At 38.6% G+C, this 16,449-nt stretch carries 15 protein-coding genes; 5 read left to right on the top strand and 10 right to left on the bottom strand.

Annotation, left to right across the window (positions count from 1 at the left end; genetic code table 11):
- Nucleotides 1–21: 21 nt before the first annotated feature.
- From AC58NB_RS01835 to secG, 5 genes are all read right to left on the bottom strand, one after another.
- Complete coding sequence (locus tag AC58NB_RS01835) at nucleotides 22–399, bottom strand: RidA family protein (RefSeq protein ID WP_497425095.1); 378 nt, start codon at nucleotides 397–399, stop codon at nucleotides 22–24.
- Between the two features lie 179 nt (nucleotides 400–578).
- A complete protein-coding gene (locus AC58NB_RS01830; RefSeq protein WP_497425094.1) occupies nucleotides 579–1,961 on the bottom strand; it encodes an L-cystine transporter in 1,383 nt (460 codons plus the stop codon).
- Between the two features lie 183 nt (nucleotides 1,962–2,144).
- Nucleotides 2,145–4,508, bottom strand: coding sequence for a ribonuclease R (gene rnr, locus AC58NB_RS01825; protein ID WP_497425154.1), 2,364 nt, complete (start codon nucleotides 4,506–4,508; stop codon nucleotides 2,145–2,147).
- Nucleotides 4,509–4,557: 49 nt separating this feature from the next.
- On the bottom strand, nucleotides 4,558–5,304 hold the full coding sequence (locus tag AC58NB_RS01820; protein WP_497425093.1) for an alpha/beta hydrolase: 747 nt from the start codon (nucleotides 5,302–5,304) through the stop codon (nucleotides 4,558–4,560).
- 144 nt (nucleotides 5,305–5,448) lie between these two features.
- Nucleotides 5,449–5,682 carry a preprotein translocase subunit SecG gene (gene secG, locus AC58NB_RS01815; RefSeq protein ID WP_497425153.1) on the bottom strand — a complete coding sequence of 78 codons (234 nt, stop codon included), beginning with the start codon at nucleotides 5,680–5,682 and terminating at the stop codon, nucleotides 5,449–5,451.
- Between the two features lie 162 nt (nucleotides 5,683–5,844).
- Here secG and AC58NB_RS01810 point away from each other — a divergent pair, with 162 nt between their 5' ends.
- Complete coding sequence (locus AC58NB_RS01810) at nucleotides 5,845–6,378, top strand: hypothetical protein (RefSeq protein WP_497425092.1); 534 nt, start codon at nucleotides 5,845–5,847, stop codon at nucleotides 6,376–6,378.
- A 104-nt stretch (nucleotides 6,379–6,482) separates the two neighbouring features.
- On the opposite strand, the gene AC58NB_RS01805 is transcribed toward AC58NB_RS01810, so the two are convergent.
- Complete coding sequence (locus AC58NB_RS01805; RefSeq protein ID WP_497425091.1) at nucleotides 6,483–7,088, bottom strand: nitroreductase family protein; 606 nt, start codon at nucleotides 7,086–7,088, stop codon at nucleotides 6,483–6,485.
- Between the two features lie 53 nt (nucleotides 7,089–7,141).
- On the bottom strand, nucleotides 7,142–7,990 hold the full coding sequence (locus AC58NB_RS01800; RefSeq protein ID WP_497425090.1) for a VOC family protein: 849 nt from the start codon (nucleotides 7,988–7,990) through the stop codon (nucleotides 7,142–7,144).
- A gap of 169 nt (nucleotides 7,991–8,159) precedes the next feature.
- On the opposite strand from AC58NB_RS01800, the gene AC58NB_RS01795 reads away from it, so the two are divergent.
- Nucleotides 8,160–8,495 (top strand): winged helix-turn-helix transcriptional regulator, encoded by a 336-nt coding sequence (locus AC58NB_RS01795; RefSeq protein ID WP_497425089.1) that lies wholly within the window; start codon nucleotides 8,160–8,162, stop codon nucleotides 8,493–8,495.
- A gap of 299 nt (nucleotides 8,496–8,794) precedes the next feature.
- Here the strand turns inward: AC58NB_RS01795 and AC58NB_RS01790 are convergent, their stop codons facing one another.
- Nucleotides 8,795–10,432 (bottom strand): Ig-like domain-containing protein, encoded by a 1,638-nt coding sequence (locus tag AC58NB_RS01790; protein ID WP_497425088.1) that lies wholly within the window; start codon nucleotides 10,430–10,432, stop codon nucleotides 8,795–8,797.
- A gap of 210 nt (nucleotides 10,433–10,642) precedes the next feature.
- Between AC58NB_RS01790 and putP the strand changes: the two genes are divergently transcribed.
- Nucleotides 10,643–12,109, top strand: a complete 1,467-nt coding sequence (putP, locus tag AC58NB_RS01785) for a sodium/proline symporter PutP (RefSeq protein ID WP_497425087.1) — start codon at nucleotides 10,643–10,645, stop codon at nucleotides 12,107–12,109.
- 339 nt (nucleotides 12,110–12,448) lie between these two features.
- The gene (gene pgoN / locus AC58NB_RS01780; protein ID WP_497425086.1) at nucleotides 12,449–13,288 is read left to right on the top strand and encodes a glyoxal/methylglyoxal reductase; all 840 of its coding nucleotides are present in this window, start codon (nucleotides 12,449–12,451) and stop codon (nucleotides 13,286–13,288) included.
- A gap of 57 nt (nucleotides 13,289–13,345) precedes the next feature.
- Here pgoN and srtB read toward each other — a convergent pair whose 3' ends face one another.
- Nucleotides 13,346–14,101 carry a class B sortase gene (gene srtB, locus AC58NB_RS01775; RefSeq protein WP_497425085.1) on the bottom strand — a complete coding sequence of 252 codons (756 nt, stop codon included), beginning with the start codon at nucleotides 14,099–14,101 and terminating at the stop codon, nucleotides 13,346–13,348.
- A 329-nt stretch (nucleotides 14,102–14,430) separates the two neighbouring features.
- Here srtB and AC58NB_RS01770 point away from each other — a divergent pair, with 329 nt between their 5' ends.
- Nucleotides 14,431–15,021, top strand: a complete 591-nt coding sequence (locus tag AC58NB_RS01770; protein ID WP_497425084.1) for an Ltp family lipoprotein — start codon at nucleotides 14,431–14,433, stop codon at nucleotides 15,019–15,021.
- Between the two features lie 121 nt (nucleotides 15,022–15,142).
- Here AC58NB_RS01770 and eno read toward each other — a convergent pair whose 3' ends face one another.
- The gene (eno, locus tag AC58NB_RS01765) at nucleotides 15,143–16,438 is read right to left on the bottom strand and encodes a phosphopyruvate hydratase (protein WP_066106229.1); all 1,296 of its coding nucleotides are present in this window, start codon (nucleotides 16,436–16,438) and stop codon (nucleotides 15,143–15,145) included.
- Nucleotides 16,439–16,449 lie beyond the last annotated feature (11 nt).

Here is a 16,449-nt window from a genome sequence, read left to right as displayed (position 1 = left end):
GCACTATAGGCTCTCCTTCTATCATACTACAGCAATTGCTTCTATTTCTACAAGTCCGTCTTTTGGTAGACGAGCCACCTCTACAGCACTTCTTGCAGGAAAACTGCCGCTAAAATAGGTGGCGTAAACTTCATTGACTGCCGCAAAATCATTCATATCATTCAGGAATACTGTTGTCTTCACAATATGATTTAAATCAAGCCCTTCTTCTTCCAGAATAGCCTGTATGTTTTTAAATGCTTGATGTGTTTGTTCCTGGACCCCATCTTTTAATTCACCCGTCTCAGGATCTAATCCAAGCTGTCCGGATGTATAAACAAAACCATTCACTCGAATCGCTTGTGAATACGGCCCAATTGCCGCCGGTGCTTTTGCTGTTTGAATCGCAATCTTACTCATTCTAGTATTCCTCCATTTCCCTAAATTCCATACCTATATAGTATTCGATTGAAATGTTCGTTATCCTTCTCTTTAGAAAATGAAACATGGAGTTATACCCTTTATTCCTTTCCCGACTTAAAGCCTCACGAAACAATAAAAAAGGAAGAATGCATAAAGTTGCATTCTCCCTCTTTCCTTTATGCCTCAACTGAATTCATTTCAACCATTTTACCGTTGTACACATCTTTGTCCAATTCACCTGTTACACGGCCGGTTACCAAGCCTGCTGTAGTCGAACCGCTGACATTAAGAGCTGTTCTACCCATATCAATCAATGGTTCTACAGAGATTAGTAAGGCTGCAATCCCAATTGGCAAGTTCATGCTGGATAAGACGATTAATGCGGCAAAGGTAGCTCCACCGCCAACACCGGCTACACCAAACGAACTAATAGCTACTATGATGACTAATTGGATAAGGAATCCAGGATCAAGCGGATCTGGCGCAATCATGACAGCCAACATAGCTGGATAGATTCCTGCACATCCATTTTGACCAATGGATGCCCCAAGAGAGGCAGCAAAGTTCGCAATTCCTTCTGAGTTACCAAATTGTTTAGTTTGAGTTTCTACATTAATAGGAATAGACGCTGCACTTGAACGCGAAGTAAACGCAAATGTAAGTAATGGGCCTATTTTTTTAACATATTGTATTGGATTTAAACCCGTAAAGAACAAAATAACCAAATGAATTAGGAACATGACAATCAACGCTACATAAGAAGCAATGACGAAGGTGGATAATTCAATAATTCCCTGTACATCCGTATTAGCAATAGTATTCGCCATTAACGCTAAAATACCATATGGTGTTAAGCGAAGAATCAATGTAACAACTCTCATCACAATTTTATATAAAGCATTAATGATTTTTTCAAATGTTTCAAACTCCGCCGGTGCCTTTCTTCTAACACCCATGGCCGCAATCCCGATAAAAGCTGCAAAAATAACTGTTGCGATGGTGGAAGTAGGCCTTTGACCAGTTAAATCAAGAAACGGATTCGTTGGAATGACCTGTAAAATTCGTTCTGGAAAGCTTTGATTTTCTACTTCTATCATAGTTTCTTCTAACTGAGCAGAACGGGCATCCTCTGCTTCCCCAGATTCAAGATGATCCGCTGATAAATCAAATGTAAGGGCGCTGCCAATTCCGACAGCTGCTGCTATGGCAGTGGTTAAAACCAAGACCCCAATAATGGAGAAGCTAATTTTACCAACTCCTGCTGATCCCTTCAGACGGATAATAGCGGAAATAATCGACACGACAATCAATGGCATGACAATCATTTTCAAAAGGCTGACATAGCCCGTCCCTACAATACTGTACCAATTCTTTGTATCCGCTACGACAGTACTATCGCTATCGAATGCCAATTGAAGGAATACCCCCAAGAGAATTCCTAATCCGAGACCTGTAAATACACGTTTCGAAAAGGATACATGTTTCTTTTGCATATAGAACAATAAGCCGACTAATGCAAGTAAGATCAGAATATTTATAATAACTAAAGTTGTGTCCATTTCAAACTCTCCCCCTTAATTCATACTAAAGACATATGATATGTATTATATAAATTATAATTTCTAAAGTACAGTAATATGACTAAATTAGCAAAATTCTTGAAAGATCCTTTAATGATTTTAACTAGCCATTACCTACAAATAAAAGGAGAGCTAACTCTTGTCAGCTCTCCTTCGTGATTATTAGCGTTTTTTCTTCTTTCCGGACTTGCGCTTTGCAGCCGGTGCGTTCTCATAAAATTTCTTTTTCTTTCTTGGTCCTTTTTTATCGGCGTTTTCTCCTGGCTTGCCTTTGCCCTGGCTTCCTGGTTTACGCTTGTCACCGCCGCCTTGTGGCCTTGATGAATCTTTACGGCGGTTTTTACCCGGTTCTGCTCTAAAAATACGTTTTTCACCAGAAACTCGTTCACGATTGTCTTTCATTCCTACAATCTCAAAGTCAATGGCACGTTCGTCTTTATTTACATTAATGACCCTAACAGTGATCTCGTCGCCGATTCTGAACACCTTAGCCGTACGTTCACCAATCATTGCGTATTGACGATCATCGAAATGATAATAATCATCTGTCATATAGCTGACGTGGACAAGACCTTCAATGGTGTTGGAAAGTTCAACGAACATACCGAAGTTTGTGACAGATCTGATGATCCCGTCAAACTCCTCACCCACCTTATCTTCCATGTATTCAGCTTTTTTCAAATCATCCGTTTCCCGCTCTGCATCTACTGCTCGACGTTCCATGGAAGAAGTATGCTGAGCAATTTCACCAAGCTTCTCATTCCATTTTTCCTGTGTCTCTTTGCTTAAATCGCCATTAATTAAATACGTACGGATTAAGCGGTGAACAATTAAATCCGGATAACGACGGATTGGTGATGTAAAATGCGTATAATAATCTGTCGACAATCCAAAATGGCCTAGACTCTCAGGATCATATTTCGCTTGTTGCATGGAACGAAGCATGACAGTCGATACGACCATTTCCTCCGGTTTTCCTTGCACAGCTTCAATGATTTCCTGCAAAGCACGCGGATGAATGGAATTTGCCGTACCACGCACGATATAGCCAAAATTCACGATAAAATCAAAGAATTTTCTCAGCTTATCTTCATTTGGATCTTCATGGATACGATAAATAAACGGCACATCCATCCAATGGAAATGCTCGGCTACTGTTTCGTTTGCTGCTAGCATAAATTCTTCAATTAATTTCTCTGCAACAGAACGTGTACGAAGAACGACATCAGTTGGTTCTCCATTTTCATTAACGAGGATTTTAGCTTCTTTAAAATCAAAGTCAATGGCTCCTCTGCGCATTCTTTTTCCGCGGAGAATTTCTGCTAATTTTTCCATTTCTTCAAACATTGGAACAATCGGTTCATAGCGTTTGATTAATTCCTCGTTTTTATCAACGAGAATTTCATTCACATCTGAATACGTCATACGCTCCGTTGTTTTAATCACACTTTGGAAAATCTCATGAGAAACGACTGTTCCCTCTGAATCGATTTCCATTTCACAAGATAACGTTAACCGATCCACACGCGGATTCAATGAACAAATTCCATTTGATAAACGATGCGGAATCATCGGAATAACCCGGTCCACCAGATAGATACTTGTCGCGCGTTCAGCCGCTTCAACATCAATTGGTGACCCTTCTGTTACATAATGGGAAACATCCGCAATATGTACACCAAGCTTATAGTTGCCATTTTCAAGTCTGGTTACCGTTACGGCATCATCTAAATCCTTCGCATCTGCTCCATCAATCGTCACAATGGTTTCATTCCGCAGATCACGACGATTCACCAGATCCTTTTCATCTATAACTTCAGGTGTTTGATTGGCTTGTTCCAACGCTTCTTCCGGGAATTCCCCTGGCAAACCAAATTTATGAATAATGGATAAAATATCAACACCAGGATCATTTTTATGCCCTAAGATCGTGATAACTTCTCCTTCTGCTGACATTCTGCCTTCCGGATAGTTTGTTATTTTAACAACCACTTTATGGCCTTCAACGGCACCATTCTTTGCCTCGTTAGGGATAAAGATATCATTGGCCATCTTCTTATCATCCGGGATAACAAAACCAATCCCTCTTGTTTCCGTGTAAGTACCTACAACATTTTGGACACCACGTTCAACAATTTTAACAATGGTTCCTTCACGTCTTTGCCCAGATGATTGCGAAGAGACACGTACCATTACAATATCTCCGTGCATCGCATTGTTTAATTCATGCGGAGGAATAAAGATATCATCCATGCCTTTCTCTTCAGGAATCACAAAAGCAAATCCTTTAGCATGTCCAGAAACTTTTCCTTTTACAAGGTTCATTCTCTCCGGCAGCCCATAACGGTCGGAACGGGTTCTCACGATTTGGCCATGCTCCTCCATATATACGAGAGCCTTCACAAAATCCTTGAAATCCTCGGAGTCCTCTACCCCCATTGCTGCCTCTAATTCTTGTACGGTCATGGGTTTGTAAGCTTCTTCTTTCATATAAGAATGCAGCTTGTCTACATGTTGACGAATCATGTCATCCACACAAACCCCTCCTTTCTTTCCTTTATCATTGATCTATATATTAATTTGCCCAATCAAGACTCTCTAAAAACGCAAGAACATCTTGATGAAGCTGATCACGTTCTTTATCGAGTGTAATGACATGGCCTGATTCTTCATACCATTTCAAACTCTTCTGTTCTGTGTTCGCCGAATTATAGATAATATTGGCGCTGTCTGTATTGATCATATGATCATGACGGGCCTGAGCGACAAATAGCGGCACATCGATTTGATTCACATGCTCTCGTACATCACTGATCAATTCCTGTAATGCTCGCAAGGTTTCCATTGGGCGTTTTTGAAAACGAGCCATTTCCAATTCTATTTGTTCATGGCTTTTTCCTTCACGATTTTTATACTCACGCGCATACTCCAGGACACCTTCATACATGACTTTTTCACTTTTTATATACATAGGCGCACACATCGGTACGATACCCTTAACAGGTACAGTGTAACCTAATTTTAAGGAAAATACCCCTCCTAATGAAAGACCGGCCACCGCAATCTCTTTATGGCCCATTGCCCGTAATTTATCATAGGCTCTCATACAGTCCTTCCACCAATCAGTTGGTCCATAATTGACCAACTCTTCCGGAGGTACGCCATGCCCCTTATACTGTGGTGCATGACATGTATATCCTTTGCCTTCAAGATATCTGCCTAACATTCGTACATCAGCGCTATTCCCAGTAAAACCGTGAAGCAATAAGACAGCCCGGTTTCCTCCCTCAAATGTGAATGGTTGTGGCTGAGTTATTTTCATACATAAAATCTCCCTTTATTTGTTTGAACTTATACTGTGTACTACCAGTTTACGACGTTAGAGTAACAAAACGCTATTAATAAGAACGTTATACACATCAAAAAAGCCTGGCAAAGCTGCCAGGCAATGTTTGTTTACTTCGTATTACTTTGCGAAAAAAGAAACAAGAATTGTTAAAACAAAGAATAATACGGATAAAATAATAGTAGCGCGATGTAAATATAAATCAAGTCCTCTTGCCTTTTGTTTACCAAAAAGCTGTTCAGCCCCACCGGAAATAGCACCGGATAACCCTGCACTTTTACCGGATTGCAGTAAGACTACGACAATCAAACTGATGCATGTAATAACCAATAATACGATGAGTGTAGTATGCAACACGAACAAATACCTCCTAATTACGGTCTTATCAATACTTTCACTTTACCATACCCACCTTTTTTTCACAATAACTAACAAGGAGTAAATAGTTAATTTCACCGCGAGCAGGGTATAATCAAATAAAGATCTATAATTCCCGTAATAGAGGGGGACATGGGTATGTTTACTGATTGGTTAAATAAGATAAATTACGCAAACATGATCGGATTTATATTTGGCAGTTTAATGATGTTCTTTGCATGGGGTGCCCCGTTAATAGGAGCCCTTTTGCTCATCGCTGGTGTACTTTTAATCAGATCTAAACATCACGGAACACCATTCATCTTTTTTATGACCTATTCCGTTCATCTTTATTTAATTGGTCTATTCATTTTTGAACTCTTATCGATACATTGGCTGTCTATTAGTCCATACCTCTACATGGCCATTTTAGCCATACTAATCAGCTTAATTGTTGTAATCATTCGTTCAAACACGAGTACTCTGACCCTCTTTTGGTTTGCGTTACATATATTAATTCTCGTTTACGGATTTCTTAGCGGAGACACTTTCTGGTCCTCTGTTTGGAGTCCAGAATCGGTTCAAACTGTTTTTAAAACATCCTACTCCATCTTAATCGCCTTTTTCTTGATTGGCATTTTTCTGGATCGTTTTCAAACTGAACTTAAACGAGAATACCAAGATCGAAATTAACTAGAAAGACGCTCCCTTTAGTGTCTCAGGAAGGTTAGAATGGTAATCTAACTTTCCTGGGAGTCACTTCAAATGGAGCGTCTTTTTTAGTCTAAACGAGATGATTATTTAAATACTTTTACACGGTCTTCAATTGGATTGAATTGTTTCTCGCCAGCTGGCGCAATTGGTTTGCCAAATGGCATTTGGGCTGCTAACTTCCAGGTTGCCGGTATATTCCAGGTTGCCTTCACTTCTTCATCTATTAATGGATTATAATGTTGAAGCGTCGCACCTAAACCTTCTGTTTCAAGAGCTGTCCATACTACAAGTTGCAACATACCGGAGGCTTCATTTGACCAAATCGGGAATTTATCTGCATATAAATCAAATTGAGACTGCAGGCCTTCAATGACAGCTTGATCTTCAAAGAAAAGAATCGTGCCATATCCGGCATTAAACATATCCATTTTTTCTTGCGTGCTGGCAAAATGCTCGGCAGGTACCGTTTTTCTTAATGTTTCAGTTGTGATATCCCAAAATTTATTACTTTGTTCTCCAAATAAAACAACAACCCTTGAGCTTTGCGAGTTAAAAGCAGATGGTGTATGTTTTACCGCAAATTCAACAATCTCCCGCACTCTCTCTTCAGATACTACCTTTTCATCGTTAATCGCATAAAGTGAACGTCTAGACTCAATACCTGATAAAAATTTATTTGTTTCGCTCATGATTTTATTCCTCCTCAATTTTTATATAGAATACCAGTTGATACCTATGTTATTTAAACAGATAACCGAATAGTTAAACCAAACGGATCTGATGTTTCCCAATAGCCATCCTCTTCTCGAACTTCAGCACCGATTTCTTTCAAACGAGATATAGCATCTTTCCTTCGCTTATCATCTGGATAATGAATGGTGAAGGCATGCAGTCCCACACTTTCCTTTGAAGCAGCCGGTATATCCTTTCCATTCCAAACATTTAAACCGATATGATGGTGATAACCATCTTTGGACATAAACAATGCCTGCCCGCCATAACGGATAACCACATCAAAACCTAATCCTTCTCCGTAAAACTCTTCCGCTTGCTCAAGATTTCCAACATGCAGATGAATATGCCCCATTACGGTTTCAGACGGAAGCCCCTCCCACATCTTGCTTTCTCCTGCTGCTAATACCTCTTCTGCTTTCAAAGGCTCAGTAACCATATGGACCTCTTTATCCTTCCATATCCACGACGACTCAGGCCTATCCGCATATATTTCAATTCCATTCCCATCTACATCTTGTAAATATAGTGCTTCACTTACATGGTGGTCCGAAGCTCCCAATGGGTAATTAATCTTTGCGACATGATGCAAAAAGCTTCCCAAATCAGCTCGTGAAGGTAACAATAAGGCAAAATGGTACAGACCGGATTTATGAGCCTCTTTTGGTGTCACATTTTCAGGTTGCAGCAAGGTAAGTAACGGTGTTTTTCCGTCCGCTGTTAAAACAGCCCGGTGACTCTCACGTTCCAGAACCTTAAAGCCAATGATGTTTTCGTAAAAGGCCAGTGACCTTTCCATATTAAGTATCTTCAATTCAAGACTTTCCACAAACGTATTTGTTTTTTGATGAAAGTTCATTCTTCTCTCTCCCAATAAGTCGTATTCAAATATCCATTTGGTACATAACTTACTTTATGTAAGTAATTATATTTTAGTAACAAAGTTATGTCAAGTAAATAAATTCTGATAATTTATTATATAATTTTTCAATAATGCGTTATAATATAGTCAATAGGGGTGAAGTCATATGAATCAATCTCACATTTGTCCTAAGTTCGAAAAGGCCATGGAGATTCTCAGCCGCCGCTGGAGCGGTTTAATTATCTATCAATTACAATCTGGTCCCCAACGTTTTTGCACGCTGGAGTCATCAATCGGCGTCAGTGGAAGAGTTCTATCTGAACGGCTGAAAGACTTAGAAAAACAAGGAATCGTTAAACGTGACGTCTATCCGGAAACGCCAGTCCGAATTGAATATTCTTTAACAGAAACAGGAGAATCAATGAAGCCAATGATGCAGGCTATCGCTGAATGGGCTGATGAATGGATTAAAATAGACTCTTCAGAGACCGACCAAAAATAAATGCCGATTGCGCCCAGCGCAATCGGTTTTTTGTGCCTTTTTGGATATTTACCTCATGATGGTTCATTAAAACATTTGTTAATTAATGAGGTTGTCTTTCACGATTAGCGGATCATGTTAGCCTTTATTCCATTCATTTTCTGTACATCTTAGTAATCCCTACCTTGCTAAATATAAAATTGCTCAAACTCCTCGAAATAACCCGTACCATCCTTTCCTCATTCTTTATTAAAATAAACTCGTTCCTTATCATCACAAAAAAAGAGAATAAGAGGATTCCCCCTATTCTCAGTCCCGTATTACTTAGTTAACTTTACTTGTGTCGCCTTACTTGTATTGTTAGCTTTATCCTTAGCCGTTACAGAAAGGGTTGTACCTTTTTTCTGAGCTTTTATGTTTACAGTGAAAGTCCCTTTGTTGTTTGCCTTTGCACTTCCAAGCGTTTTATTATTTACTTTGACCGTAACACTTGCATTTGCTTCCGTTTTACCGGTAACAGCCTTTGACTTAGATGTCATAGCATTTACTTTAGGTGCAGATGGTGCCGTTTTATCCAACACCGTAATCGTTTGCGTCGGACTCACATTATTAGCTGGATCCTTAGCTGTAAGGATTAATTTGGCACCTGCTTTTTGTTTGGTTATTTTAATTGTGTATTGCCCTTTAGCACTTACTTTTCCGGACAAGGTTTTATTTCCTGCTTTGATGATAACTGTACTGCCGGCTTCTGCTTTGCCGCTTACTGATGTGGATTTATCTGAAACAGTAGTTGCACTGGGTTTAGCAGGAGGAATCACATCTTTTACCGTACTATCTTTTATGTCATGCACAATCCCAGCTTGATCTTTTGCGATTATTTTCAGCTTTGTACCCGCTGTTTGCGCTTTGATTGTAATTTTATAGGATCCTGTTGCCTTTGCCTTGTAGGTACCAAGTTCTTTAGATCCAGCTTTTACCGAAAGAGTATATCCTTTTTCAACATTACCTGTTACCGTGGTTGATTTGTTCGTCACTGTTCCCGTTGTCAGTACATACTTGGACAAATAGGAGGAGGCGATATACCCTTTTACTCCATTTGATGTTTTGACCGGATACCAGACAAATTGATTTTTACTTGTTGGAGATTGATCATATGCTATGCTTCCATCGATTGTTAAAATGGTGCCCTTGGCGAGAGTTTTGACAACTTTGGAGTTAGCATCCGTACTTGGTCTGTCTCTCAATTTAACATTACTTCCAGTAACGATCACTTTATTGTTCGATTTAAATGCAGAGTGTGAAGTCGTGATTGGATTGGTTAAGGTATAACTCAATTTGTTGAATTTAATATTTGCTGTGCTATTTGTTTTATAGGTAAAATCCTTCACTGAAAATGGATAATCTATTAATATCCTTCCCCAGATAATATTATCTTCTATTTTTTTGAATACCTTTTCCTGATAAGCAGACGTATTTCTTTTTCCTGTGGCTTGATAAAGCGGACTATTCTCTGGCTTTGTACCATTATAGGCCATCACCGGAAAATACCAGTTCTCAATCACTTTCCGATCTGCACCTTTAATTTTAGGGAGGTCTTTACGGTTGTAGTTAGCACTGAGGATTTTGACGCCTTCCTCGATATTGTATTTAATATCGGTTTTTAACCTACCTTGATTAAGTTCTGTCTTATTGGTAATTTGCATGATACCAATTCCACCATCACTGGATATAAGAGGTTGACCCTTATCCGTAAACTGTCTCCAACCACTTTCCTCAAACGCCACTGCTTTAACCACTTCAGGCGGAATATCATTCCTAATAGCGGCTTCAGTTAACATTGTATTGATTGTTTGAAATGGCGGGTTTTTATATGTGGTATTGGCAGCCGAGATACCGGTGGCAAAAAGTCCTAATACAAGCGTCAACAACAAACTGATTTTCAGCATGTAAACTTTCATTTTTTATCGATCCTATCCTTTCTTGTAAAACTATGCATCCAGTATCCTATAACTCTACCACTTTTTCAATAATATGGTATTTAGAGGATTATATATTAAGTGAATTATTTTAATTTTTCTGATAAACTATACCAAACTAATTTACTTCTACTTTTTAAGGGGAATTAAGAGGACAAATTAGAAAGATAAAGAAACCAAGGGGGCTCACAGATGGATTATGCTTTATTGACTTCCGTAATTATTTATATGATCTTAATGCTCGGAATCGGATATTTTGCCTATAAAAAAACATCCAATTTATCTGATTATATGCTAGGCGGCAGAACACTTGGGCCTGCTGTGACAGCACTGAGTGCAGGCGCTGCAGATATGAGCGGCTGGCTATTAATGGGCTTACCCGGAGCCATGTACGCATCAGGTCTAAGTGCGGTATGGATTGCTCTCGGTTTAACTATGGGCGCCTGGGCCAACTGGATTTATGTAGCCCCAAGGCTGCGGACGTATACACAAATAGCAAATGATTCAATTACGATACCCGGTTATTTAGAGAACCGCTTTGGCGATACATCGAAAATGCTACGCTTAATATCCGGACTTGTTATTCTTATCTTCTTTACTTTTTATGTATCGTCTGGAATGGTTTCTGGTGGTGTACTTTTCCAAAGCACATTCGGGCTTGATTACCATACTGGATTAATCGTTGTTACTTTGGTAGTAGTAGCTTACACCTTGTTTGGAGGATTTCTTGCCGTCAGCTGGACGGATTTTGTGCAAGGAATCATCATGTTTATCGCACTCATTCTCGTTCCGATCGTCACACTCATTGAAGTGGGTGGATTTGGCGAATCCATTGATACAGCTCGATCCATCGATCCAGCATTATTAGATATATTCAGAGGGACTACCGTGCTTGGTATCCTATCTTCCGTTGCCTGGGGACTTGGTTACTTCGGCCAGCCTCATATTATTGTTCGCTTTATGGCCATTTCATCGGTTAAAGAAATTAAAAAGGCTCGTCGAATCGGTATGGGATGGATGATCTTCTCCATTATTGGTGCCATGCTGACTGGATTTATCGGAATAACATATTTCTCACAGACTGGCTCTCCATTAGAAAATCCAGAAACAGTCTTTATCGTTTTAGGGGAAGTATTATTCCATCCAATAATCACTGGATTTTTAATCTCAGCCATTTTAGCTGCGATTATGAGTACGATTTCTTCACAACTTCTCGTTACATCCAGTTCTTTAACAGAAGATATTTACAAAGCTTTCTTCAAACGTTCAGCTTCTGATAAAGAGCTTGTGTTCTTAGGAAGATTATCTGTTTTACTTGTTTCGATTGTTGCATTATTTTTATCCTGGGAAAAGAACTCTACAATTCTTGATCTAGTTGGCTATGCATGGGCAGGCTTTGGATCATCATTCGGTCCCCTAATTCTGTTAAGCCTCTTCTGGAAACGTATGAATAAATGGGGAGCATTGGCCGGTATCCTTGCAGGGGCAGTCACCGTTATTGTCTGGTCAAGCCTCGGTCTCTCAGATACGCTCTATGAAATGATTCCTGGCTTTGGAGCAAGCGTACTAGCTATTATTATTGTCAGCTTACTTACCGCTCCTCCGAAACAAGAAGTAGATAACCAATTTAAACAATTTAAAGATTTAACGAAAGAATAATTCTTAATCATAACAATTTAATAAGTCCCTAACCTTAAGAAAGGTGTAGAAGATGAATTCATTTTCTACACCTTTTTTATTCTAACGAGTAATATAGATCAATACTTTTTTGGTAGACTTTTATCATTAAAAGGTCAAAAAGAAGTATTTTTCAGTCTAATAAGGAGAGAAATGATTTCTTCTTACTCCTTTTTGAGTGAAATAAATATACATATCCATCCTTAGATAAAATCAATAGAGGCACTCGTCTCTCTCAACCAATAAATTATTAAATTATTCAGTCATCCCTTATAATGATAGAATAGAAAGAAAAAACAAAAGATACAGGAGGAATCAGTTATGCCAACCAATATAAAAGATACGGTTACCTTACATAATGGCGTAAAAATGCCATGGCTTGGCTTGGGCGTTTATAAAGTTCAAGAAGGTGAAGAAGTCATACAATCTGTTAAAGCAGCCATTCAAAATGGATATATCAGTATTGATACTGCCGCTATTTATGGGAATGAAGAAGGCGTCGGACAAGCGATCAAAGAATCAGGTGTTCCACGCGAAGATTTATTTATCACTACAAAACTATGGAATAGTGAGCAAGGGTATGAATCTACTTTAAAAGCTTTTGATGAAAGTATGGAGAAACTAGGATTGGATTACTTAGATCTTTATTTAATTCACTGGCCTGGTAAGGATAAATATAAAGAAACATGGAAAGCCTTTGAAAAGCTTTATAAAGATGGACGGGTACGCGCGATAGGCGTAAGTAACTTCCTAGTTCATCATCTTGAAGATTTAATCGCTTCTGCTGAAATTAAACCAATGGTGAACCAGGTCGAATTCCATCCTCATTTAACACTGGAAGACCTACGGGCATTCTGCAAAAAAGAAGGGATTCAGTTGGAAGCCTGGTCTCCATTAAAGCGTGGAAAGCTTTTGGACAATCCAGTTCTTATAGATATTGCCGAAAAGCATAATAAATCTGTTGCTCAAGTAATCTTGCGCTGGGATCTACAACATGGCGTCGTAACGATTCCAAAGTCGGTCAAGGAACATCGAATTATTGAAAACTCCCAAATTTTTGATTTTGAACTATCTCCAGAAGAAATGGCAAGAATCGATCAAATTAATCAAGACAGCCGTTCTGGATCTCATCCTGATGCAATGACTGTTGGCTTTGAGTAATAAAACGATAAGAGGCTGCTTATACATTGCAGCCTCTATCTTATAATAGGATCGACCTTACTCTTCATAAGCAATCTCTTCTATTAATCTCGCATGCACAACCCTTCGTCCATTTTTTACACCTTCACTGCATGTTGAAAGCGTCAATATTTGATCCTCTTCGGAAAATGGTTCTCCATTATAGGCAAAATCAGATTGAGAGATCAATTGATTTATGAAAGATACATACTGTTCTCCTGAGTCAAACTCTGTTTGCAGATAGTCAGAACTTGAATCTGTGTTATAGGTCGAAAAAATCTCCCAATTATAATAGCTCATTTGGCCGTAATAGGTCACATATGTATGTCCATCTAAAAAGCTCTCTTCTTTGTACTTATTTAAGTCATGAAACATCGTGCCATTCTTCATATTATGTCCATAGAGGATGGTATGTTGATCTTCAATGTCCATCTGGTTACGATAATCCATGAAAATGCTTCCTTGAATAGATTTCTTATTATTAAAATCATGATTTAAATAATAAGAGTTGTCACCTGCTTGTACAACTGGATAATCAATTGCTGTCCCATCAATCGCGATCCATCCAAGGGTTTCTGCATTCTTCTCTTTCAACTTGGTAAAATCAACTTTACCCGTTTTTTCAGAAAGGGATATAGCCATAGCCTCTTGTTTATCTAAATCCATTTGCTTCTCCAGCTTATACATTTGATATTCATCAAGTGCATATTCGGTCAGATAAATGCCAGACCAACAAAAAACAATCAGTAACACTAAACCGACTAACTTTGAAACAATCTTACGACTGCGTTTCATGCTCCTCATCTCTCCATTAAGTTATTTTAGTATATTTCAATTTTAATAATTGATATTTCAGAAAACAATACATACAACCCCTATTACTAAGTATAAAGTCCATTTACAGGAGTTAAGTGGATGACTCATCGTTCCTTTATACATATTACAGCGATGACAAACCTTATAATTTCTCATTCTTTTATATGGTTAGTGAACTAAAATTCATTATTTATAACATAAGATTTATAACTACCAAACATATCCATATTTGTAAGGAAAGTAGTCATTGCTTTAAGTAAAAATATGTTAATATAATTTTCTAAGAAAATAAAAATGGAGGATATATAATGGGGTTTAAGGATAAGAAGAAAAAGCCATTTTATAAAAAGTGGTGGGTTTGGTTAATTGCAATTATATTTATAGCAGCGGGTACTTCCGGTGATAATGAAGTGAGTAATACTGTTGATTCTACTGATGTAAAAGAAACAGATGTAGTAGTTAATAACACTGAAAATGAACAAGAAAAAGAAGAATCAACATCCGAAGAAGTAACAGATAAAGAACCAACTGTTGAAGAAGTAACTACGACTACTGAAAAAGTAGAAGATGAAGCCACTACTGAAGAAGTTAGTGTTTCAAGAGAATATCGTTCTGCATTAATAAAAGCTGAACAGTATGCTGAGACCATGCATATGTCCAAAAACGCTATTTATGATCAGTTAGTCTCTGAGTATGGAGAAAAGTTCCCTGCGGATGCAGCTCAATATGCGATTGATAATCTTGAATTTGATTGGAAAGCAAATGCACTAGAGAAAGCAAAAATTTATGCTGAGACCATGAATATGTCAGAGAGTGCTATTTATGATCAATTAGTTTCTGAGTATGGAGAAAAATTTACTGCAGAAGAAGCTCAGTATGCAGTAGATAATTTGGAGTAATTTAAATAACATAGAGTAGCAATTGTTGCTACTCTTTTTTTTTGCAAAAAAGAACGCCTTCTTCCGTTAAGGAAGAAAGCGTTCCGAAAGTAATGAAGAATAATGGCGTCCCATTATTTCATTATTTTTTTAAGTTGTAGAAAGATTGAAGACCTTTGTATTCAGCTAAATCGCCAAGCTCGTCTTCGATACGAAGAAGTTGGTTGTATTTCGCGATACGGTCTGTACGGCTCATAGAACCAGTTTTGATTTGGCCAGCGTTTGTTGCTACTGCAATGTCAGCGATTGTAGAATCTTCTGTTTCACCGGAACGGTGGGATACAACTGCAGTGTAGCCAGCGCGTTTTGCCATTTCGATTGCATCAAAAGTTTCAGTTAAAGTACCGATTTGGTTAACTTTAATTAGGATAGAGTTAGCGATACCTTTTTCGATACCTTCAGCAAGCTTTTTAGTGTTTGTAACGAACAAGTCATCACCAACAAGTTGTACACGATCGCCAATGCGCTCAGTTAACAATTTGTGGCCTTCCCAGTCGTTTTCATCTAAACCATCTTCAATAGAGATGATTGGGAATTCGTTGATTAATTCTTCATAGAAGTTAACCATTTCTTCAGAAGAAAGACCATTGCGTCCTTCGCCTGCTAGATCGTATTTCTTCGTTTCTTTGTTGAAGAACTCAGAAGAAGCTACGTCCATTGCAAGATAGATATCTTTACCAGCTTCGTAGCCAGCTTTAGTGATTGCTTCGATGATTACTTCAAGAGCTTCACGGTTAGAACCAAGGTTTGGAGCGAATCCACCTTCGTCACCTACAGCAGTGTTTAAGCCTTTGTCGTGTAGAACTTTTTTCAAGCTGTGGAATACTTCAGCACCCATACGGATAGCTTCTTTGAAAGTAGGAGCTCCAACAGGCATGATCATGAATTCTTGGAAATCAACATTGTTGTCAGCGTGAGAACCACCGTTGATGATGTTCATCATTGGAGTTGGAAGCTGTTTCGTGTTGAATCCGCCAAGGTAACGGTATAAAGGAATGTTTAGGTAATCAGCAGCAGCGATAGCAGCAGCCATGGATACACCAAGAATAGCGTTAGCGCCTAATTTTCCTTTGTTTTCAGTACCATCAAGATCGATCATCGCTTTATCGATTCCAGCTTGATCAAGAACATGCATACCGATAATTTGTTCAGCAATGATATTGTTTACGTTATCTACTGCTTTTTGAACACCTTTTCCAAGGTAACGATCTTTATCGCCATCACGAAGTTCTACTGCTTCGTATTCACCAGTGGAAGCACCACTTGGTACCATAGCGCGACCAAATGCGCCAGATTCTGTTTCGATTTCTACTTCAACTGTTGGGTTACCACGGGAGTCTAAAACTTCACGTGCGTATACATCAATGATAATTGGCATTAAATTTTCTC

It is taken from the genome of Pradoshia sp. TA40_28 (assembly GCF_059694525.1).
Note: the sequence above shows the minus strand (reverse complement) of the source record. Positions and strands in the feature narration are given on the sequence as shown.